Source organism: Alicyclobacillus sacchari (assembly GCF_004366795.1).
GTDB lineage: Bacteria > Bacillota > Bacilli > Alicyclobacillales > Alicyclobacillaceae > Alicyclobacillus > Alicyclobacillus sacchari.
In genome coordinates this window covers 90,769-111,422 of sequence record NZ_SORF01000001.1, presented here as the reverse complement: position 1 = coordinate 111,422, position 20,654 = coordinate 90,769, and the positions used below count along the sequence as shown (strand labels likewise).

Below are 20,654 nucleotides of genomic sequence, written 5' to 3'. Positions count from 1 at the left end.
AATGGCACAGGCCACAACCTAGGGGGTGAAGGCCATCTGGATCTATGAAAAAAAACTTCAGTATCCCGTCCGTGTAAGCAAGTGCGATCCGAGACTCGCGAAAATGCTCATCGAGCAATACGGTGGTGCGGACGGTGAATTATCTGCGGCGCTCCGGTATCTCAATCAACGCTATTCAATTCCAGACAAGGTCATCGGGCTGCTGACAGACATCGGTACGGAGGAATTTGCTCATCTCGAGATGATTGCGACAATGGTCTATAAGTTGACGAAAGATGCTACACCGGAGCAATTGCGGGCGGCAGGATTGGCCGATCACTATGTCAATCACAGTCATGCGCTGTTTTACCACGACGCCGCAGGGAATCCGTGGACGGCAACATACATCCAGGCTAAAGGCGATCCAATCGCCGATCTGTACGAGGATATCGCTGCCGAAGAAAAGGCGCGCGCGACATATCAGTGGATCATCGATAACACGGACGATCCGGATATCGTAGACAGTTTGCGATTTTTGCGGGAGCGAGAAGTGGTCCACTCACTCAGGTTCCGCGAAGCAGTCGAAATTTTGAAGGAGTACAATCATACGAAGAAGGTGTTTTAACGAGTGAGCCGCCCCAGATGCAGCAGGCGCAGGGGCGGCGCATGCGTTTCTGTTCAATCGTTCATGCCCTTGCCCTGCAGGATTTTGTCCATATACTTGTCGATCCTGGCGCTGCGCGTCTTTGTCTGTTTGGGCTGTGCAAAATACAGGAGATACGCACGCTGGCGACCGGGTGTAAGATTTCCAAACGCGTCCTTCAGCTCAGGTATTTCGGCAAACTTGACTTGCAGTTCCTCTGGAATTGGGAAGTCATCTGTGTGCTTGCGTTCGATTTTCAGGCCGGCCTGTTCGACGGCAATGGCGCTTTGGATGTACTCTTTGAGCACGTTTTCCATGGCTAGGATATCTTGAACAGTCGTAAACCGAACTTGCCGCGTCGATTGCACGTTTTCGGTTTGTTGGACAAGAATCTGCTTGGGATCCGCCAGCAGAGCCCCCTTAAAAAACAAAAGCGCACAATACTCCTTAAACCCATGTATGAGAACAATATTTTTCCCTTGTGCCGTATAGCAAGGCCATCCCCATTTGAGCTCTTCTGTTAGACCACAATCGAGGGCAAGGGACCGCATAGCGGTAAATTCTTCTTTCCATGTTGTTAGCTCTCGAAAAAAGGCATCGACCTTGGGATGGGTGACGTGTGCCGCCATCGTCTGACTCTCCTTATATTTCATGTGCTCAAGGACATATTTGCGTGGTTTCATGATACTGAATGGCTGGGTGTCCGGACAAGACTCGGTATCGGCACTTTCGATGTCCAGTGTTCAAGCAAGACTCGGCAAACGGATTTCCTGTGGAACCGGTCAGATAGCTTACGCAAGACGGCAACGGTGAGAATGGAAAATTGGGCATAATACAATCGAGATCGAAACGAAAAGGAGTTCAAAACAGGTGCCTTCCTTTGCCGATGTTGAAACGACCCGCAAAGCTTTGTCGCACTTGCTGTACGAGCATTGGGTAAGTCACGAACTGTTTCGCTGGCAATGGTGGCTGTCCGTTGTATTGCTCTTGGTGCCGTGGCTGGTGTGGATTCGTTTTGTGGATACCCGGCGTTTGTTTGAAATGCTCGTGTATGCGTCATGTATCGGAATCACGGCGAGCATTCTCGACGTGATCGGTACCAGTTTGGCGTTGTGGGGCTATCGCCAACGACTCGTCTGGTTCATGTATCCTCCCTTGTTGCCCATCGACCTGTCCATTATCCCGGTCGTGTTCACGCTCGTATATCAGCTGTGCCCGACCTGGTCGAGGTTTGTGTCTGTTGTCGCCATCCTTGGAATCTTGGCTTCGTGTGTCGAACCGCTTTTCACATGGGCGGACATCTATCAGTCGTACGATTGGAGTCCTTTATATTCCATTCCCATCTATGTTCTATTGGCGAGCGGGGCGAAGTGGGGGGTTCAACGATTGCTTTCGATTGAGGAGAAATCCCGATCGGTCGCAGCCAGATCAGCAATGAGACGACCACATAGGTGATGGCCACTTGCCTCGGTTATATGTTTCAATGTGATGTAGGCGGCAGCAACCTTTGAGGGAATCTTAGGACTGCCCGCTCGAAGAGGAGTCCGAGGAGGCAGGCCATGATTCAAGGAATCGGACACGTGGCGTTGACGGTTGCAGATATGGAGACATCGTTGCACTTTTATTGCGATGTTCTCGGTTGTCATCGGGCGTTTGACATTCATCGCGAAGACGGCACGCCATGGATTGTCTATTTGCGCAGTCCCGATGGACGCTTTATTGAGTTGTTTTATGGCGGTACATTGAAAACGCCTTCGGCGCCGAATCGCGTCGGGTTTGCACACCTCTGCTTTGAAGTCGACGATATCCATGTCGTTGCACAGGCGTTGCGCGATCAAGGCGCACCACTGGATGTCGAACCAAAGCAGGGCCTAGATAGGAACTGGCAGTGCTGGTCGCATGATCCGGATGGCAATCCTATCGAATTCATGCAACTCGATCCCACATCTCCGCAGGCCGCTGCTCGTGCGGCGTTGGCAGGTGAGGTTCAAGTATGAAACCGTGTCTACATCCGTCGCTTGTCGAAATGAATGAGTTGGAAGCTTATTTGGACTTGGCGGCACATTGCGGTTATGAATGGGTGGACGTGCCACTTCACTGGATTCAACAGGAAGCGGAGAAACGAGGAGCATCTCGCGTCGAAGACATGTTTCAATCGCGTCGTCTTCAACTTGCAAGTTTTGGCTTGCCCGTCAACCTCTACGCTGATGAGGCTGACTATGTGCGCGATCTCGCTCTGCTGTCAGAACGGGCGGCTTTCGCTGTGCGCGTGGGTGCCGTTCGCTGTACCACATTTCTCTGGCCGTCGATCGATGAGCGGCCGGTTCCGTATGCTGCGCGCCTGGCCCGTCGCCTGCGGCAATGTGCGGTCACTTTAATGCCGCACGGCGTGCGTTTGGGCTTGGAATATGTCGGCCCGCATCACTTGCGGAACAAGGCATATCCGTTCATCCAGAATCTCGCGGATCTAGCTGTTTTTCTGGAAGCCGTCGGCGCACCCAACGTCGGTTACTTGCTCGACAGCTTCCATTGGTATACGGCCGAAGAGTCGACGGACGACCTCGCTCTCTTGAAACCGGAGCAGATTGTGCATGTCCATGTCAATGACGCCGTGGAAGAGCCTTCTCTGGCGCATGATCAGAAGCGGCTGCTGCCCGGCGAGGGGCGCATTCCACTCGTTCCATTCCTGCAGGCTCTCTATGAAGCAGGATATCGCGGGCCGGTATCAGCCGAAGTGTTGCATCAGGAGCCGCTTGCCGGAACGAGTGAGCAACGCGCACAGACTGCGTATGACCGCCTTATAGAGATGATTGCAAACGCGAAAGGAGATTGTTAAGTTGGCTGAAATCGGACTTCAAATGTACACATTGCGCGATTTGCTCGCGGCGGACTTTGCAGGTACCTTGAAAAAGGTTCGCGAGATCGGTTATCGCGTCGTCGAACTGCATACCTATGGTGGCTATACGGCTGCTCAGTTGCGTGATTTGCTCGACGAGTTGGGTATCCGCGCCGTGTCCTGCCACGTTCCGCTTGTCCGTTTGGAATCTGAGTTGGACAAGGTGATCGAAGAGGCGAAGCAGCTTGGCCTTGACTATGTCGTTTGCCCGTGGCTGCCGCCGGAACGCCGGCAAACGAAGGCGGACTACGACGCATTGTTTGCCATTTTGCATAACGCGGCTTCGACACTGCAAGAGGCCGGTCTTCGTTTGGCTTACCATAATCACGATTTTGAGTTTCAGAAATTCGATGGTAAAACCGCACTCGATTCATTATTGAGCGGACTTGCCGCAGATGGGGTCCAAATGGAGCTGGATGTGTATTGGGCGCACAAAGCTGGGTACAACCCAGTTGATTATCTCAACCGTTATGCAGGGCGTGCCGATTTGTTGCACATGAAGGACGCAGACGGTGAAACGGGGGCTTTCGCTGAGGTCGGATCCGGTGTGCTCGATTGGTCTGCCATCATCGCAGCGGCTGAAGCGGCAGGTGTTCGCTACTATATCGTCGAACAAGACGTATGCCCAGGGGATCCGCTTGCGGCGATTCAATCGTCCCTCGCGTTTTTACAGTCTCGAGCGAAAGCGTAACCATGAGAATCCATTGAATACAAGAAGGAGGATGCGTATGAAACTTGGCATTTTTACGGTCTTGTTTGGAAACATGCCGTTTTCCGAGATGCTCGATCACGTTGCCAAGGCCGGCGTGGATACGGTCGAGATCGGGACAGGCGGTTATCCAGGCGGAGCGCATTGTGATCGCGAAGGGCTTTTGGCGAGCGCAGAGAAGCGCAAGGCATTTTTGGATGAAATTTCGTCTCGGGGACTTTCCATCAGTGCGCTCAGTTGCCACTGCAACCCGTTGCATCCGAACGCGGCGAAGCGCGAACTGGCACAGCGCGAGCTGCGTGAAACCATCGAATTGGCCGCGTTACTTGGCGTCGATACGGTCAACACCTTCTCAGGTTGCCCGGGTGAGTCGGAACACTCGCAAAACCCGGTGTGGGTCACCTGCCCTTGGCCGGAGGAGTTTTCGCAGGTACTCGAGTGGCAGTGGAATGAGAAGGTCATCCCGTACTGGACGGAGATGAACGCATTCCTGAAAGAGCGCGGGGTTCGCGTCGCAATCGAAGCACATCCAGGCTTTGTCGTCTACAACGCAGAGACGATGATTCGCCTGCGTCAGGCCGCCGGCGAGCAGATTGGCGTGAATTTCGATCCGAGTCACATGTTCTGGCAAGGTATTGATCCGGTGGAGGCGATTTATGCGCTTGCGCAACATCAGGCGATTTTCCATGTGCATGCCAAGGATACCGGCTTTCATCGCCACAACACGGCAACCAACGGTGTGCTCGACACGAAGCCGTATGCGAAAGAGCGGGATCGCTCATGGATTTTCCGCACGGTGGGCTATGGCCATGACAGCCAGACCTGGGTTGACATCATCAGCGCCTTGCAGCTTGCGGGCTATGAAGGTGCCGTCTCCATTGAACATGAGGACAGCCTGATGTCGATTGAAGAAGGATTCCAAAAGGCGGTCGACTTTTTGAAGCCGCTGATCATTCGTGAAAAACTTCAACAGATGTGGTGGGCATAAGGAGGAGCTTTTCGATGGCGGAGACATTGCGTGTAGGTATTGTGGGTGCTGGCGGGATCGCACAACAGGTGCACATTCCCAACTACCTGAAATGTGGCGACAAGGTGGAAATTGCGGCGATTTGTGACGTCGCCTTTGAAAAGGCACAGGAAGTCGCAGAAAAGTTTTCGATCTCGAACGTGTATCACACGGTCGACGAGATGTTGGCAGGCACCAAGCTCGACGTCGTGAGTGTATGCACGCCGAACAAGTTCCACAAGGACGCGACGATCGCGGCGCTGAATGCGGGTTGTCACGTCTTGTGTGAAAAACCGCCAGCGATGACGGTGGAAGAGGCTGAAGCGATGGCCGATACGGCGAAGCGGGCAGGGAAATTCCTCTCGTATGGGTTTCACTATCGCCATTCGAAAGAAGTCGACACATTGAAGCGTTTCATCGACGCCGGGGAGCTCGGCGATATCTACGCCGCAACAGCGATTGCCGTGCGTCGGCGTGGTATTCCGGGTTGGGGTGTGTTCACGAACAAGGCGCTCCAAGGCGGTGGTCCACTCATCGATATCGGCTGCCATATGCTCGACGCGGCGCTATTCTTGATGGGCTATCCAGAGCCGACGATGGTCTTTGGCGCGACATATCAGAAATTGGGCACCCGTAAGGGCGTTGGCTTGCTCGGTGACTGGGACTATGAAAACTTTACCGTCGAGGATATGGCGCGCGGCTTCATCCAGTTCGACAACGGCGCGACACTCGTCCTGGAATCGGCATTTGCTGCAAACGTCAAAATTCGCGATGAGATGAACGTCAAGCTGATGGGTGACGCGGGTGGAGCCAACGTGTTCCCGTTGGAGATTTACCAGGAAAAGCACGGTGCGCTCATCGACGTCAGCCCAGCTTACCTCCCGGAAATTTCGCCGTATGAACGGGAGATCAAACGGTTTGTCGACGCTTGTCTGGGTGGTGAACCACCGCTTTCGACGCCGGAACAAGGCGTGAAATTGCAGCGGATTCTAAATGGCCTGTATCGATCCGCTGAACTCGGAGAAGCCGTGCGGCTCTAATGGGCATGTGCGGTGTGAAGGAGGATCGACATGTCGAAACGTGCTCTTAGGATCGGCATGATTGGCTATCAGTTTATGGGCAAGGCACACAGCCACGCCTTTCGCGATCTCGACTTTTTCTTCGACTTGCCTGTGACGCCTGTGTTGCAGGCAATCGCGGGGCGCAACGAAGAGGCGGTGCGGCAAGCGGCTGCCCAGTATGGTTTCGCCTCGTTTGAGACCGACTGGCGGCGGCTTATCGAGCGGGATGACATCGACGTGATCGACATCGTGACGCCGAACGTCGCTCATGCGGAGATGGCGATTGCGGCGGTACAAGCAGGGAAGCACGTAATCTGCGAGAAACCCTTGGCGATGACGGTCGACGAGGCGGTTCGGATGCGTGAGGCTGCTGCGGCAAACGGTGTGCGTGCCCTGGTGTGTCATAATTATCGCTATGCACCGGCGGTGCAGTACGCCAAGCGGCTCATTGAAGAGGGGCGGCTCGGCAGAATTTATCACATCCGGGCCGAGTATTTGCAGGATTGGATCATGGATCCAAACTTCCCGCTCGTGTGGCGCTTGCGCAAGGAGGTCACGGGATCAGGTGCGCTTGGCGATATTGGGGCACACATCCTAGATCTTGCCCGCTTTTTGGTAGGAGAGGTACGTGATCTCGCCGCAACGATGGAGACGTTTATCAAAGAGCGGCCGCTTGGTGAGATGTCGGGCGGCTTGGAAGCAAAAGCGGATCACTCACGGACGGGTGAAGTGGACGTCGATGATGCGGTCGCATTTCTTGCGCATTTTGAAAACGGGGCGCTTGGTGTGTTCGAGGCGACCCGCTTTGCGGCCGGGAACCGCAATGGGAATCGGTTTGAAATCAACGGTGAGCGGGGCTCCCTGCGTTGGGACTTGGAGAATATGAATAACTTGCAGGTGTACCTGGAGGACGATGAACGCGGGATGCAGGGTTTCCGCACCATCAACTGCACAGAGCCGGTTCACCCGTTTGCAGACAGGTATTGGCCAGCCGGTCACATCATCGGTTATGAGCATACGTTCATGAACCTGTTTGCCACGTTCTTCAGAAGCCTGGAAGATGGTTCACCCTGCAAGCCGGATTTCGAAGATGGAGTTCGCAACCAATGTGTTCTTGACGCTGTGGAGCGAGCGGCTGCGAGCAAACAGTGGGAAACTGTTATATATCGTTAAGGCGGGTGCTCAGCGAAGCTTATCCGCAGCTTGCGGACGGTGTGTTGCTGGTTAACATGCTGGTGTGAAATGTGGAATTGTAAAAAGAGTCAATCGACACACGTCGATTGACTCTTTTTTAAAGCAAGCCGCGCTTGATGTGAATTTTGTCTGTCAGCTGTTCGCCCTTTGCCATGAGCGAGCGCGACACATGCGAGATGCGATGCCATGTGGCAAAGCCGATGGCTCGGCTGTACTTGCCGTGATCTCCAGTGATGCTCAAAAAGCTCATCAGTAAAAGCGCAGCCGACAGTGTCAACGCCGTGAGATGTCTGCGCCGGGCGTATCTGACCGCGCGAGTGCGGATGTCATTTCGCCAGGGGCGAGGGAATGGTATGACGTCTGCCAATTTCCGCTGTTTTTGATCACGCATCTCCGCTTCCGGCCGAGGTTCGAACATGTCAATCAACTCTAGGTATTCAAGTACGTCGCGCTGGCAAGTGTGGCAATGCCCAAGATGACGCTCAAACCGCTTTTTCAGAAGTTCATCCGACAATTCTCCCAACGCATAATCGACACACAACGAACAGATGGATGGGTTGTCCAACCGATTCCCACCTTCTTCAAAATGTGTACAACGTCCCGACACTGCCATTGGTCTCAGTAAACCACGAAAAGCGACTGTTGAGAAGCCCCTTTCTTCACCTTGTGGGAAGGTGTAGAGTGGCATTGAGAAGAGTATATGTGGGGGGATGTATGTGGTTCGTATACTGTCGACGAAACCGCTTCGTGCTGCCGAAAAGGCCAGGCTCGCTGCCGCAGGTGATGTCGTCTGTTGGGAGGGCGAAGGCCTCCTGCCCAAGTCGTTCCTATTCGATGCCATTGCCGACGTGGACGCCCTTCTCACGAGCGGCACACGTGTCGACGAGACATTGCTCGCGTCTGCGCCCCGTCTGCGCGTGGTCAGCACGTCTTCAGTCGGTTACGATCACTTCGACATCCCAGCCATGCGCAAACACCGCGTGCTAGGAACACACACGCCAGGTGTCCTCGACGAAACGGTGGCCGATCTCGCTTTTGCTCTCGTCCTCGCAGCGGCCCGGAGGGTCGTGGAACTGGATAACTATGTGCGGCAGGGACATTGGCAACGGGGTGACGACGAGGCGCTCTACGGTGTCGACGTCCATCACCGGACACTGGGTATCGTCGGTATGGGGCGGATTGGCCATGCCGTGGCACGGCGAGCACGCCTCGGTTTTGGCATGAACGTCCTCTACCACAGTCGCTCCCGCCACGAAGATGTAGAGCGGGAACTGCAGGCCGTGTATCTCGACCTGCCCGATTTGCTCGCGGCATCCGATTTCGTCGTTTTGCTCACGCCGCTCACGAAAGACACGGTTGGCTTGATGAACCGCGAGATGTTTGCCAAGATGCAGCCCTCCGCCATCTTCATCAACATTTCTCGCGGCAAAACGGTCGACGAGAGCGCGTTATACGAGGCGCTCACGAGCGGACGCATCCGGGCTGCAGGGCTCGACGTCTTTGAGCAGGAGCCGATACCACAAGATCATCCACTGCTCAAACTACAAAACGTCGTTGCATTGCCGCACATCGGCTCCGCGACGCACGCGACGCGGGATGCGATGCGTCAACTGGCCATCGACAACTTGATCGCCGTGATCGAAGGGCGTATGGAGGATGCTAAAATCGTGCCAGAGCTTCAGGATCTCGCAAAGGAGTTATCGCAGTCATGTGGCCAGTGAAATTCACGCCTGTGGCGATGCCGCGCATCTGGGGCGGGCACGCGTTGAAATCGATGTTTGGGGTACAAGTGGACGACCCTATCGGAGAGTACTGGGTGCTGTCTGGGCATCCAAACGGCATGAGTGTTGTCGCGGATGGTCCGTTTGCAGGACGGACACTGGCGGAACTCACGAAAGAGTACCCGACAGCGTACCTGGGGCACTCTCCGCAAGGGCGGTTTCCCCTCCTCATCAAATATTTAGAGGCAGAGAGCGATTTGTCTGTGCAAATTCACCCCGATGACGAATACGCCAGGGAGCACGAAGGCGATTTCGGAAAGACTGAGGCGTGGTACGTGCTTGATGCAAAGCCGGATGGAACGGTGAATTATGGACACACGTTCCCCGATCGCGAGACGTATCTGCGTGCGGTTGCCGAAGGAAAGGTACGCGACTATCTGACCTATCAGCCGATTCAGCAGGGAGATCTGGTGTTTGTCCCGGCTCGCACGTTGCACGCGCTGTTAGCCGGCACCAAGGTCCTCGAGATTCAGCAGACTTCCGATGTCACGTATCGTGTGTATGACTGGGATCGCGTGGACGAAAACGGGAAATCTCGCGAACTGCACGTCGACAAGGCGGCCGACATCATCGTATACGGAGGGGCTGCGCAGCCGATGCCGCAACCTCAAACGCTGCAGGAGGAAGCAGGTTTGACGTTGACCAGGCTGGCCGCATGCCCGTATTTCACCATTGATCGCGTGCAATTGCGCGGGCGCTCTGCCTGGCTTACGCATGGTGTGTCCGGTAATCCAGATGTTGTGATCGCGGTCGAGGGAACGGGCGAACTTCGCTTTGACCCGGGGAACGACAGCGGCGAGCACGCGATGCCTCTTGCCCCGGGCGACACGGTGTTGATTCCGTCTGACATCAACGGCTACACGCTGCTTGGCGCAGAGCATTTCCTTGCGATCCGGACATTTTACGGTTCGGGCGGCCGCCCGTAACGTATGTTTTCGTATCGCCGCAACAGCTCGGCATCGGTTGCCAGCCGCTCATCGGCTGGCAACCGTTGCTCAAACGCCCGCGGCGTTTCGGCTAGCCCGATGGTATGTCCGTGCGTGTGCCAGGTTCGTAGACGCGCCTGGAACTCTTTTCGCGTTTCGTTCTCTGTTGTGCGCAAGCGGAATCGTTCCTCTGCCGGGCGGCGGACAATTGTGACCACGGCGGCGTTCGGTTCGCCAATGTCGCTGACAAGTCGCCTTTGTTGGTGCAACAGCCAGAGAATGGCGATCGCTGCGCAAATGGACACTGTACCCCAGATCAGCCACGATGTACCGCCGGTCCATGCGTGCACGGGTGAAACAGGCCGCGGCAACTGGCTGTGAAGCGGGGGCTTAGGCACGGCTGGCGAGCTGCGTCCGGCAAGGTGTAGGTGGCTGACAAAGTGCATGAGCAGGGAAGCCAGCCCAAGCATGCCAAGTGCGATGGCCAACCCTGTCAGCCAGTAACGCACCATAGGACGCAGATACTTGAGTGTGCGCGGAAGTTCGACAAGTGCCAGCGGCGCATACAGGATCGCGTGTTGCGAAAGCTGTGTCGCCTCCGCCTGGGCTCGGCGGATGATCGCCACCTGGGCGATGACCAAGCCAACGGTGAAAACCAAAGTAAACGCGATCGCGCCGGCATGGCGTGCCGCCGGCTCGCGCGCCTGAACAAGGGCGTAGAAAATGACCCCAAATGCCGAGATGCCTGTGATCCATCGCAGATTGCGGGCACCGGCGTGTACGGCGTCTCCCTCAAACACATAGGTCAGATTCAGACCCGCTGCGAGCAAGGCAGAAAGTATCGTCGCGGCCATCCATCCGGCACCTGCACGTATGGTGACAAACGGCACGGCAGAAAGAACGGCGGCTGCGGTAAGGCCAATGAGCAAGCTCACAGGCGGCCGCAGCTTGCTCATCAGAGTCGCGGTCGCCAGACTTGCGGCCGTACACGCTAGCCATGCAAAGAACACGGCGGGCGTCGCCGACTTGTGATCCCAGGCCAGTGTCGCTGCGAACAGGGTTCCTGCGCATCCGTTGAGCACACCTACAGCCATGCGCAGTCCGCGCGAAACGCTCGGCCAGGGCAAGTAACCCCCATGATCGAGATGTACGACCTGACCTCCTGGAGCACTGTTCACTTTCCACTCACCTCTTCCCTCTCCCCGTGCGGGGTCGCTTGCTCCAATGGAGCGCGGACAACCTCGACGCGCTTGCCTTGCCTGCGTAACTGCTCCAGCAGATGAGTGTGGACGGGAGATTCGTACGCGCTCAGGACGAGGATTTGATCTGGCACATCGGCTCGCCGCGAAGCCAAAGCGCGCAGCAGTTCGCCGAAGTCCGCCGCCGCTAATGGTTGCGCGTGTGCTAGGAGCGACGCGATTCGCAAGACCGGCATGGTATCGACGACGAGCCGCGTCCGGGCGCCGCAGGCGGCGTTGGTGGCAAATAGGATGCGTCCGCCTGCGCGGTCGACTTCTCGTGCTGCTTGCAGCGCGTGGCCGCAGAGTGGCTCAAATGTGTCGCCATGGACACTCATCCAAAACGGATCGCCCGTTTGGGCGTTCAGCACGATGGCCGTGTTGGGCTCGGTTGCGCTGAAGTATTGTTTGGAAACGAGTTGGCCGAGCCGAGCGCTGGCGCGCCAGTGAATGGCATGTGCCGGATCGCGATGTTCGTAGGGGCGGACACCCTTAATGAGGGTCTCGTCCGGAAATAACGGGCGTTCGAGAGGGTGCCTACCCTGCATCGCGATCGGCGGCCGTAGCCCCGGCAGCGGCAGTGGGTTGGGCCGGACTGCAATGCGCACCGGTTCTGGCGGGCTTACGTACACCTTGCTGATGCCAAAACCTTCGTGCATTTGGATGGCCACGTCGGCGACGGTCGCGGGGCCGCGGCGCTGTCCATACACCGTGATGGCTATATCGATCCGGCTGCGCGAAAGGATGTACGTCCCGAATGTCATCCGGCTCTTTTCCATCGTGGCGTCAAACGACAATGGAGGCGGCAGACTGACGCGTATTTCCGCAAATGGAATGGGTAAAAACGAGCGATTGATAAGCGCGATCTGCAGTTGTACGGGCTCGCCGATATCGCACTCGTGCCGGGGACATGCGAGCGAACATGCCACTTTGCCATGCACACCTGCAGTAAAGGCGCGTGGCCACACCCATACGGCGAGGATAAGAAGAACCGGGATCCACAACAGTGCAAGCATACTGTTAACCTTCTTCCCGCTCGTGAGGAACCGGTACGGATGAGACGATTTCGGTAAGGACGCGATCGACGGCATTGCGGTCCATCCAGCCGATATCGGTCTGCAGGCGATGTGACATCACAGGTGGAAACGCACGACGGACGTCATCTGGCGTCACGAATGAGCGTCCTGCCAGAAATGCGATGGCCTGTGTCAGTCGCGTCAACAACACGATGGCCCGCGGACTTGCGCCTAGGATGATCTGATCGTGGTTACGCGTGGCGCGGCTCAGTTCGATGAGGTAGCGCAACACGTCGTCGCTGATATAGGTCTGCCGGACGGCGTCCTGGGCAGCCAGTACCTTGGCGGGTGTGAGCATCTCCACCGCGGGCGCATCGTGACCGAACGCGACGCGCTTGACCATGGCCATTTCGAGATCGGCGTCGAGATAGCCTAGGCGAATTTGTACGAGAAACCGATCGAGTTGAGCCTCCGGAAGTGGGAACACGCCCTGTGATTCGACGGGATTGGCCGTTGCGATCACGAAAAATGGCTGCGGCAGAGGCATCGTCTCACCGTCCGCCGACACCTGTCCCTCCGCCATCGCCTCCAGCAATGCCGATTGCGTCCGCGGTGTCGCGCGGTTAATTTCGTCCATCAGCAAAACGTTGGTGAATATGGGGCCTGGGTGAAAGCGGAACTGTTCTTCCGCCGGGTGATAGATGGTCGTTCCGACGACGTCTGCGGGCAGGAGATCCGGTGTGCCCTGGACGCGATGAAAGGACAGACCTAAGGCCGCGGCAAGCGAGGACGCCAGCCTTGTCTTGCCGGTGCCAGGGACGTCCTCTAGGAGCGCGTGTCCGCCCGCAAGGCATGCGGCGAGCAGGAGCTCAATCGCTTCACGTTGGCCGATGACCACCTGGCTGAGACTTTCCACCACAGACTTGAATTCCTTGTGCAACGCCTCGGAGGATGCTCTCCATTCCATGGGTTCCGCCATTTCCAATCCCTCATTTCCGCAGTCGACAGCTCTTGCATTGCATTGTACCGCAAAACGTCCTACTGGAAGAACCAGCCGTGGCTGAACAGCGCCGATCCGAGTGTTGCGGTCGCAGCAAAAGAGGTGAGCGCCAGCCAAAAGACGGGGGTGGCGCGGTCTGCCTGTGGCCAGCGCGCAACAGGGAGGAGCGCCGGCCAGAGGATAGCGTAAAAGCGAAGCACGCTTTCCAGCGGATTGTTCGGCATGTTGGCGCACAGCCCCAAGACAAGAATAGCCGTCATCCAAAGGCATGTTTCCAAACTACAGATGATGCCTTGACTTGGTGTTGCCCACAGGCGGACATCGCAACGGAGCGCGACGTATGCCTGAACGGCCACCAGGCAGGCGAAGGCAAGCGTGATCGCCGTGATGGTGGTAAAATGGCCGCGGGCGATGGCGTCGAACGCGTTCACCAGTGGGGCACTCCAGTGCCGATGCCAACTGTCTTCTGCGGTCAACAGCGCGAATGGCGTGTGAAAATGACTCCATAAATACCACTCATAACAAGCTGGTACAAGCGCGAGGCATGCGAGAAAGCCCAAGCCGCGAACAGGCATGCGCAGGCGAAACAGGCGGATCGAAAAGAGCGCGGCGAAGGCGCCGAGATCGTGAAATGCGCTCGCCATGCATGCACCGATGCACGCGATCCAGTAATGCCGCGGGGATGTCGGGCTCTGGAGGCCGAACATGATAAGTAGCATGGCAAACAGCGTGAAGGTTTCGGTATATAGAGAGCTGAAAATAATGGCACATGGACCGGCCGCGAACAACAGAACCGCAGGAAAAGCTCGAGCCGGCCGTTCGTTCTCCACGATTCTGTACATCAGGGCCAAAGCGCACAAAAATAATAGATTGACCAACACAAGCGCCAGAATGGGGCCCAGGACGCGCAAGACTGCAGGCAGCCCCGGCAAAAATGCCGCGCCTTTGAAGGCGGGTGTAAATGGAACGGCGTTACCCGTGGGAATAAACGTCTTTTGTACAGTGATAGGCAGCAGATACCCGTAACGGGCGATATCGACGAACCATTGACTGTCCCATTGGATGAAGTTGTCCGCAAACGTGCCCGTCATCCGGATACGGCTGGCGGCATCGCCGACAGGCGCAAAGATGCCTGCGAAAATCACGGCGTAATGGGCGATGGCGGCTGTGGCGAGATGGCGCACGCGAGCGCTTTTGAACATCGTCTGTCTCCGTTCCCTCGGTTGGCTGTCTCAGGTTTTGCGTGTAAATTCCGAGTGTGGTATACATAGAAAACGGAAATGGGAACGTGACTGTCCCGATCTATTCATTCTCTGACATCATGGTCGAATTCCTGCTTGGAAATTCTCCGTGTTGTCCATGCAATATTCCCGAAAAAGGAGTATTGTATCTCTTGGTGCGCCCAGAGATATGGAAGAGGGGTTTACGATGGAGAACGAGCAGCCTGTACCGTTGCAATCATTCTGGCAACAATTCTTCGGGCCGAATTTTGGGTACTTGCTGGAACTGTATGAGGAGTACAAGCGCGATCCGAACGCCGTGAGCGCGGAAACGCGCGAGATGTTCAACCGTTATGGCGATCCGGGGCAAGCCGTCTTCGCTTCGTTGCAAGAGCGCGAAGTCTTTACTGCTGCCGGCGGGACAGGTGTGTCGCCGGACGTCGTCACACGCGTTGCAGAATACGTGCGCAGCATCCGTACATACGGACACCTCGCTGCCGACACCGATCCAATGTTTCCTGCCGAGTCCTCCCCTGAGTTAGAACTGTCCACCTACGGCGTCATCGAGTCTGATTTGTCGAATTTGCCAGCATCCATCGTCGGCGGGCCGGTTGCGGCAGAAGCGCGCGATGCACGGACGGCTGTAGAGGCGCTGAAGGCCGTGTATTGCCGCGATCTCGGCTACGAATTTGCGCATTTGGCCAATCGCCAGGAACGCGAATGGCTCGCCGAGCAAGTGGAGAGTCGCCGCTTTCACACGCCGCTGAGCGTGGATGAGCAAAGGCAGTTGTACCGCCAGCTGGCCCAGGCGGAACTGTTTGAACGGTTTATGCACAGGCGCTTTGCTGGACAAAAGCGGTTTTCTGTCGAAGGTCTGGATGCGCTCGTGCCAATGGTGGATGCGCTTGCATCGCTTGCCGTTGATTCAGGGTGCCCCAATGTGATTGTCGGCATGGCCCATCGCGGCCGCCTCAACATACTTGCACATGTCCTGAACAAGCCGTATGAACGCATTTTTGCGGAATTCCACACGGGCAACGAACTCGCGAGCGACGACGAGTTGGCCGAGTACGAGCGCGGCTGGGGCGGAGACGTCAAATATCACCAAGGATGGACGCACGTCTTTACCGACGCAGGTGGCCGCAAGATTCGCTATGTGCTGGCAAACAACCCCAGCCACCTGGAAGTGGTAAACCCCGTGATCGAAGGAATGGCGCGCGCCGCGCAGGAGGATCGGACGCGTCCGGGGCAACCGATTCAAGACGTGCACAAGGCGTTTCCGATTCTCGTTCACGGCGACGCGGCATTTCCGGGCGAAGGTGTTGTCGCGGAGACGCTCAATTTTTCTCAAATTCCTGGATACTACACAGGCGGCACCGTGCACATCATCGCCAACAACCACGTCGGTTTTACGGCCGATCCGGATCAGGGCAGATCGACGCGGTACGCCAGCGACATCGCGAAGGGTTACGATATGCCGGTCGTGCATGTCTCCGCTGACAATCCGGAGGCTTGTATCCGCGCCATCCGGCTCGCGTTCGCATTCCGCGAGACGTTCCACAAAGATGTCGTGATCGATCTCGTCGGCTATCGCCGCTGGGGCCATAACGAGTCTGACGATCCGAGCATGACGCAGCCGGTGCTGTATACGAAAGTTGCGTCGCACCCGACGGTGAAGGAGTTGTATGCAGGGGAACTGCAGTCGCGCGGCGCCATCGACGCGTCGGAAATTGCGCGGATCGATCAAGAAATCGACGAACAATTGCTTAAGGCCTACAAAGCATACCCGGATGTTCACGTAACGGCGAAGGTGGACGACTTCTCCGAGCAAACGGAGGAGGCTCCGTCGGTCTCGATTGACGACCTGCGCGAAATCAATCGCTCACTCCTCGATACGCCGCCGAACTTTACGGTCTATCCGAAGTTGCGCCGCATTTTGGAACGCCGCCGCGATGCGGTGGATAGCGGGGACATTGACTGGGCGCATGCGGAAGCCCTGGCCTTTGGCAGCATTTTGCGCGAGGGCACACCGATTCGCTTGACGGGTCAGGATTCGGAGCGCGGGACGTTCGGTCAGCGCCACCTCGTGTTACACGACGTGAACAACGGCCACAAGTATACGCCGCTGCAACATCTGCCGGGTGCCAAAGCGAGCTTCGTGGTCTATAACAGCCCGCTCTCGGAAACGTCGGTGATTGGTTTTGAGTACGGGTACAACATCGAGGCGCCGGAGACGCTCGTGCTGTGGGAAGCTCAGTTTGGCGACTTCGCCAATGTCGGACAGCCGCTGTTCGATCAGTTCCTCGCTGCGGCGCGGGCGAAGTGGGGGGAAGCGTCCGGATTGGTGCTGCTTTTGCCGCACGGGTTCGAAGGTCAGGCATCCGAGCACTCGAGCGCTCGTGTGGAACGGTTCCTTCAATTGGCGGCGCGCAACAATTTCGTCGTGGCGAACGTCACGACGTCCGCACAGTACTTCCATTTGCTGCGCCGTCAAGCGGCTCGCCTTGGCAGTAATGCACGGCCATTGATCGTGATGACGCCCAAGAGCTTGTTGCGCAGCGCCGCTGCCGCGTCCAAAGCCGCAGAATTCAGCGAAGGGCGCTTCCAACCGGTGCTGTACCAGTCGATCGCGAAAGCGGCCGCGAAGAAGGTCCAGCGACTCGTCCTGTCCAGCGGCAAGGTCGGTGTCGAGTTGACGGCCGAGATCGGAAAGCGCGATGCGAGTGAAACGGCCCATCTCGCGACCGCCCGCATCGAGCAATTGTATCCATTGCCGACGAAGCAGTTGCAGGAAGTTCTCGCGGCCTACGAGAACCTTAAAGAAGTGGTTTGGCTGCAGGAAGAACCTCAAAATCAAGGGCCTTGGGCTTATATCCGGCCCCGCCTGCAGGCTCTGTTGCCGGAAGGCGTACGTCTGCGTTACATCGGACGGCCGGAGCAGGCGTTTGTCGCCGAAAGTTCACCAGACGTCCACAACCGGGTGCAGGCGGACATTTTACAAGCTGCTTTGGCGAACGACATCAACTGAGTGCGATTGGGGAGGAAACAAACGTGGCAGAGGTAAAAGTACCTTCTCTGGGCGAATCGATTGTGGAAGCGACTGTCGGTCAATGGCTCAAGCGCGAGGGAGACGCTGTCGAGTCGGGAGAAACCATCGCCGAGCTGGAGACGGATAAGGTCAACGTCGAAGTTATCGCGGAACAGGCAGGCGTTCTGAGCTCCATCCTGAAGCAGGCTGGTGAGATGGTCGGCATTGGCGACGTCATCGCAGTGATCAGCGAAGGGGCGGCTGCGCCCGCAGGGGTTGCCCAGACTCCAGTTGCGCAGCCGGCACAAGCGGCGCCAGCTCCGGCTGCATCGGCCCCGGCGGAGCCTAAGGCGGCGGCACCCGCGCAAGCGGTTCCGCCTGCAGCGCCGTCGACGGTGCGGGCAACGCCGTCTGTTCGTCGTGCCGCGCTCGAGCAGGGCGTGGATCTGGGGCAACTGCAGACGGGGCGGATCGAAATTGCCGATTTGGCCCGCGTCGCGTCGGCGGCTTCCACATCAGCACCATCTCCGCAATCGGCACCGGCGATCACCAATCGCCCGGATGAAGAGAGGGTGCGCATGTCGCGTCGGCGCGCGACGATAGCGAAGCGCCTCGTCGAGGCGCAACACACGGCAGCCATGTTGACGACGTTCAACGAGGTCGATATGAGCGCTGTCATGGACGTCCGTAAACGCCGCAAGGACAACTTCAAGGAGAAGTATGGTGTGGGCCTCGGCTTCATGTCCTTCTTCACGAAGGCGGTCGTCGGTGCGCTAAAGCAGTTCCCGCGTTTGAATGCCGAAATCCAGGGCGAAGACATGATCATCAAGCACCACTACGATATTGGCATCGCGGTTGCCACGGAAGGCGGACTGGTGGTGCCGGTGGTGCGCAACGCCGATAGGCTGACATTTGCCGATATCGAACGTGAAATTGCGGATTTGGCCGCAAAGGCTCGCTCTAACAAGCTTGGACTGGAAGATTTGCAGGGTGGCACGTTTACCATCACAAACGGCGGTACATTCGGGTCACTGCTTTCGACGCCGATTTTGAATGCGCCGCAGGTCGGCATTCTCGGGATGCACAATATCGTTCAACGGCCGATTGCCGTCAATGGCCAAGTTGAGATCCGACCGATGATGTACATTGCGTTGTCCTATGACCACCGGATCGTCGACGGCAGTGAAGCGGTGCGCTTCCTCGTCGCCGTCAAGCGAATGATAGAAGATCCCGAATCACTGCTCATCGAAGGTTGATGACACAGTAGACAGCGTTCGATCATCAAGACAAGGCTGCGGATTTCCTGACACTCAGGGAAATCTGCAGCCTTGTTTGTTGTATGTCCGGGATCGCGTCAACTCACGGGGGTGTTTGTGTCCGAGTTGGTTGTCGTGTTGGATGGTGTCGGTGCGGTTGTGTTGCCAGTCGCCGCTGGATTGAGACTGTCGAGAACCTGATCCGTGGCTGTGTCCTCAAGACCGATCCGCCACTGGGCGATGCCGCCCAGCGCGAACGCGCCAACTTCCTGAATGCGGGCCGACAGACTCGAAGGCGTTTCATAATACACGGTATGCGTGATCCCGTTTCGCGAATAGGTGAGCATGGGCGTTGCGGTCGTCGCATGGTAGGACACAGTCGTACCTGGTTGGGCCGCAAGATTGTCCACCTGTTGCAGGGTCAGAACCGTAGGATTATGGCTTTGGCCCCAGTCGTAGGCGTAGGTATCGATGCCAAGCAGGACTTTGTTCGCAGGTGTTTGTGATACCGCGTAGGCAATGGTGCTGATGACCCACGGCAGCGGGGCGATGGGACCAGGTGGGCTGCCTGGATAGCTGTAGTCGTAGCTCATGAGCACTTCTTTATCGGCGATCTCACCGATTTGCTGCAGATTATAGGCTTCGTCCCAGGTATCGGATGTTGGGTCGTCGATGGCGGGAACGTCGATGGTCAGCCACTTGTCCTGATTGGCGAGCAGAACGTGTAACTGCTGCAGGAACGACAAAAACGACACTTGCGCGGAGGGCGGGAGCAACTCAAAGTCGATGTTCACCCCGTCGTAGCCACCTGCCGCGACAGCCTGTACGATGCGCTGCGCCAATGCCAGGGCCTTGTGCGGATTGGCGAGTAGATTCGCCAGTTGCGAACCATCGAAACTGTCGACGCGGGCGATGGCAAGCATGCCATTCTGGTGCGCATAGATGCAAGCCACTTGGCCCTGATCCTGACTTAGGGTTCCGTCGCTGTTGAGGTCGAACGCGTTCACAAACAGGACATTGACATGTTGGCGGTGCAGGCGGACATCGTTCACGGACGGCGTATCGCCGTCGATGAATGCACTGTTCCACAATCCTGCTTGCAATGGCTGGGGTAAGTTGGATTGATAGGCTAGGGACCAAAGGCTGCCGTTCCACGCGCATGCAATGCCGGCGCGCTGCAGCATCTGCATCACGTACCATACGGGTATGTAGGTGGTTGGTTTGCCACTGTTCGGGTCGATCGCGACGATTGGATTCACCATCGAGACAAGACGTCCGTTTACGTATAGGGCTACTTTGCCTGAGCCGATGACAAGATTGTCCCAGTCTATCGACTGCGGATTGGGCACCGAGAACAGCCAAGAGGATCCGTTCCATTCGTTCGTGCATCCAAATTCGTTCAAAGCTTGCATGACGTAGTATACAGGCATGTACGTCGTCTTGTCTTGGATGATTTTATAGACGTGTGCGGTGTGTCCGCTATAGCTGATGGTTGCAGGCGAAATATGGAGTGGAGGCTGCGCCGATGCTGCATGTTCAAAGTGTGGGAAAGCGGCGAGTGCCAATGTCGAGCAGGCGGCAGCCACAAAGCCGACGCCTGCCTTGCGACGACGAAGTATCTGCATCAGCGCGCGTGTCCTTTCCGTTCGTAGTGCGATGGTGTCGGTTGTTCCGACCCTACATCGATAACACTACGAAACG

Annotated in this window: 19 protein-coding genes; 12 read left to right on the top strand and 7 right to left on the bottom strand. The window is 56.9% G+C overall.

The features are described from left to right. The first annotated feature begins 34 nt into the window (after window positions 1–34). Complete coding sequence (locus C7445_RS00485; RefSeq protein WP_134158383.1) at window positions 35–604, top strand: manganese catalase family protein; 570 nt, start codon at window positions 35–37, stop codon at window positions 602–604. Window positions 605–657: 53 nt separating this feature from the next. Here C7445_RS00485 and C7445_RS00480 read toward each other — a convergent pair whose 3' ends face one another. Next, on the bottom strand, window positions 658–1,251 hold the full coding sequence (locus C7445_RS00480) for a YdeI/OmpD-associated family protein (RefSeq protein WP_134158097.1): 594 nt from the start codon (window positions 1,249–1,251) through the stop codon (window positions 658–660). Window positions 1,252–1,492: 241 nt separating this feature from the next. On the opposite strand from C7445_RS00480, the gene C7445_RS00475 reads away from it, so the two are divergent. The 7 genes from C7445_RS00475 to C7445_RS00445 all read left to right on the top strand — a co-directional run bounded on the left by C7445_RS00475 (window position 1,493) and on the right by C7445_RS00445 (window position 7,467). Then, entirely contained in the window at window positions 1,493–2,077 is a 585-nt protein-coding gene (locus tag C7445_RS00475) for a CBO0543 family protein (RefSeq protein WP_243834851.1), read from the top strand. Between the two features lie 104 nt (window positions 2,078–2,181). Further along, window positions 2,182–2,619 (top strand): VOC family protein, encoded by a 438-nt coding sequence (locus C7445_RS00470; protein ID WP_134158096.1) that lies wholly within the window; start codon window positions 2,182–2,184, stop codon window positions 2,617–2,619. After that, window positions 2,616–3,458 carry a sugar phosphate isomerase/epimerase family protein gene (locus tag C7445_RS00465; RefSeq protein ID WP_134158095.1) on the top strand — a complete coding sequence of 281 codons (843 nt, stop codon included), beginning with the start codon at window positions 2,616–2,618 and terminating at the stop codon, window positions 3,456–3,458. The genes C7445_RS00470 and C7445_RS00465 overlap by 4 nt, the downstream gene beginning before the upstream one ends. Before the next feature lies 1 nt (window position 3,459). Then, window positions 3,460–4,209 carry a sugar phosphate isomerase/epimerase family protein gene (locus C7445_RS00460; RefSeq protein WP_134158094.1) on the top strand — a complete coding sequence of 250 codons (750 nt, stop codon included), beginning with the start codon at window positions 3,460–3,462 and terminating at the stop codon, window positions 4,207–4,209. 37 nt (window positions 4,210–4,246) lie between these two features. Then, window positions 4,247–5,215: a sugar phosphate isomerase/epimerase family protein gene (locus C7445_RS00455; protein ID WP_134158093.1), complete on the top strand. Its 969-nt coding sequence runs from the start codon at window positions 4,247–4,249 to the stop codon at window positions 5,213–5,215. A 14-nt stretch (window positions 5,216–5,229) separates the two neighbouring features. Next, on the top strand, window positions 5,230–6,273 hold the full coding sequence (locus C7445_RS00450) for a Gfo/Idh/MocA family protein (RefSeq protein WP_134158092.1): 1,044 nt from the start codon (window positions 5,230–5,232) through the stop codon (window positions 6,271–6,273). A gap of 30 nt (window positions 6,274–6,303) precedes the next feature. Next, window positions 6,304–7,467: a Gfo/Idh/MocA family protein gene (locus C7445_RS00445; RefSeq protein ID WP_134158091.1), complete on the top strand. Its 1,164-nt coding sequence runs from the start codon at window positions 6,304–6,306 to the stop codon at window positions 7,465–7,467. Window positions 7,468–7,585: 118 nt separating this feature from the next. Here the strand turns inward: C7445_RS00445 and C7445_RS00440 are convergent, their stop codons facing one another. After that, complete coding sequence (locus C7445_RS00440) at window positions 7,586–8,053, bottom strand: anti-sigma factor family protein (RefSeq protein WP_243834850.1); 468 nt, start codon at window positions 8,051–8,053, stop codon at window positions 7,586–7,588. Between the two features lie 151 nt (window positions 8,054–8,204). Between C7445_RS00440 and C7445_RS00435 the strand changes: the two genes are divergently transcribed. Next, entirely contained in the window at window positions 8,205–9,209 is a 1,005-nt protein-coding gene (locus C7445_RS00435; protein ID WP_166668920.1) for a 2-hydroxyacid dehydrogenase, read from the top strand. Beyond that, window positions 9,197–10,195, top strand: coding sequence for a type I phosphomannose isomerase catalytic subunit (locus tag C7445_RS00430; protein WP_134158088.1), 999 nt, complete (start codon window positions 9,197–9,199; stop codon window positions 10,193–10,195). Before C7445_RS00435 ends, C7445_RS00430 begins: the two co-directional genes overlap by 13 nt. On the opposite strand, the gene C7445_RS00425 is transcribed toward C7445_RS00430, so the two are convergent. From C7445_RS00425 to C7445_RS00410, 4 genes are read right to left on the bottom strand one after another with little or no spacing between them, the layout of a single operon-like run. Then, window positions 10,171–11,373 carry a hypothetical protein gene (locus tag C7445_RS00425; RefSeq protein WP_134158087.1) on the bottom strand — a complete coding sequence of 401 codons (1,203 nt, stop codon included), beginning with the start codon at window positions 11,371–11,373 and terminating at the stop codon, window positions 10,171–10,173. The two genes, C7445_RS00430 and C7445_RS00425, sit on opposite strands and share 25 nt — an antisense overlap. Continuing rightward, window positions 11,370–12,449, bottom strand: a complete 1,080-nt coding sequence (locus C7445_RS00420) for a DUF58 domain-containing protein (protein ID WP_166668919.1) — start codon at window positions 12,447–12,449, stop codon at window positions 11,370–11,372. The genes C7445_RS00425 and C7445_RS00420 overlap by 4 nt, the downstream gene beginning before the upstream one ends. Window positions 12,450–12,453: 4 nt before the next feature. Further along, window positions 12,454–13,428, bottom strand: a complete 975-nt coding sequence (locus C7445_RS00415) for an AAA family ATPase (protein ID WP_243834849.1) — start codon at window positions 13,426–13,428, stop codon at window positions 12,454–12,456. Window positions 13,429–13,487: 59 nt separating this feature from the next. Next, window positions 13,488–14,651, bottom strand: a complete 1,164-nt coding sequence (locus C7445_RS00410) for a mannosyltransferase family protein (protein WP_134158085.1) — start codon at window positions 14,649–14,651, stop codon at window positions 13,488–13,490. Between the two features lie 226 nt (window positions 14,652–14,877). On the opposite strand from C7445_RS00410, the gene C7445_RS00405 reads away from it, so the two are divergent. Next, window positions 14,878–17,697: a 2-oxoglutarate dehydrogenase E1 component gene (locus tag C7445_RS00405; protein WP_166668918.1), complete on the top strand. Its 2,820-nt coding sequence runs from the start codon at window positions 14,878–14,880 to the stop codon at window positions 17,695–17,697. A 23-nt stretch (window positions 17,698–17,720) separates the two neighbouring features. After that, window positions 17,721–18,953, top strand: a complete 1,233-nt coding sequence (gene odhB / locus C7445_RS00400; protein WP_134158083.1) for a 2-oxoglutarate dehydrogenase complex dihydrolipoyllysine-residue succinyltransferase — start codon at window positions 17,721–17,723, stop codon at window positions 18,951–18,953. 98 nt (window positions 18,954–19,051) lie between these two features. On the opposite strand, the gene C7445_RS00395 is transcribed toward odhB, so the two are convergent. Further along, window positions 19,052–20,578, bottom strand: a complete 1,527-nt coding sequence (locus C7445_RS00395; protein WP_134158082.1) for a glycosyl hydrolase family 18 protein — start codon at window positions 20,576–20,578, stop codon at window positions 19,052–19,054. Window positions 20,579–20,654: the final 76 nt, after the last annotated feature.

What these genes read in the sequence shown, in the direction of transcription:
- C7445_RS00480 (WP_134158097.1), bottom strand. Translation starts at nt 1,251, where the DNA reads ATGGCGGCACACGTCACCCATCCCAAGGTCGATGCCTTTTTTCGAGAG.
- C7445_RS00470 (WP_134158096.1), top strand. Translation starts at nt 2,182, where the DNA reads ATGATTCAAGGAATCGGACACGTGGCGTTGACGGTTGCAGATATGGAG.
- C7445_RS00465 (WP_134158095.1), top strand. Translation starts at nt 2,616, where the DNA reads ATGAAACCGTGTCTACATCCGTCGCTTGTCGAAATGAATGAGTTGGAA.
- C7445_RS00455 (WP_134158093.1), top strand. Translation starts at nt 4,247, where the DNA reads ATGAAACTTGGCATTTTTACGGTCTTGTTTGGAAACATGCCGTTTTCC.
- C7445_RS00450 (WP_134158092.1), top strand. Translation starts at nt 5,230, where the DNA reads ATGGCGGAGACATTGCGTGTAGGTATTGTGGGTGCTGGCGGGATCGCA.
- C7445_RS00445 (WP_134158091.1), top strand. Translation starts at nt 6,304, where the DNA reads ATGTCGAAACGTGCTCTTAGGATCGGCATGATTGGCTATCAGTTTATG.
- C7445_RS00430 (WP_134158088.1), top strand. Translation starts at nt 9,197, where the DNA reads ATGTGGCCAGTGAAATTCACGCCTGTGGCGATGCCGCGCATCTGGGGC.
- C7445_RS00420 (WP_166668919.1), bottom strand. Translation starts at nt 12,449, where the DNA reads ATGCTTGCACTGTTGTGGATCCCGGTTCTTCTTATCCTCGCCGTATGG.
- C7445_RS00415 (WP_243834849.1), bottom strand. Translation starts at nt 13,428, where the DNA reads ATGGCGGAACCCATGGAATGGAGAGCATCCTCCGAGGCGTTGCACAAG.
- C7445_RS00410 (WP_134158085.1), bottom strand. Translation starts at nt 14,651, where the DNA reads ATGTTCAAAAGCGCTCGCGTGCGCCATCTCGCCACAGCCGCCATCGCC.
- C7445_RS00405 (WP_166668918.1), top strand. Translation starts at nt 14,878, where the DNA reads ATGGAGAACGAGCAGCCTGTACCGTTGCAATCATTCTGGCAACAATTC.
- C7445_RS00395 (WP_134158082.1), bottom strand. Translation starts at nt 20,578, where the DNA reads ATGCAGATACTTCGTCGTCGCAAGGCAGGCGTCGGCTTTGTGGCTGCC.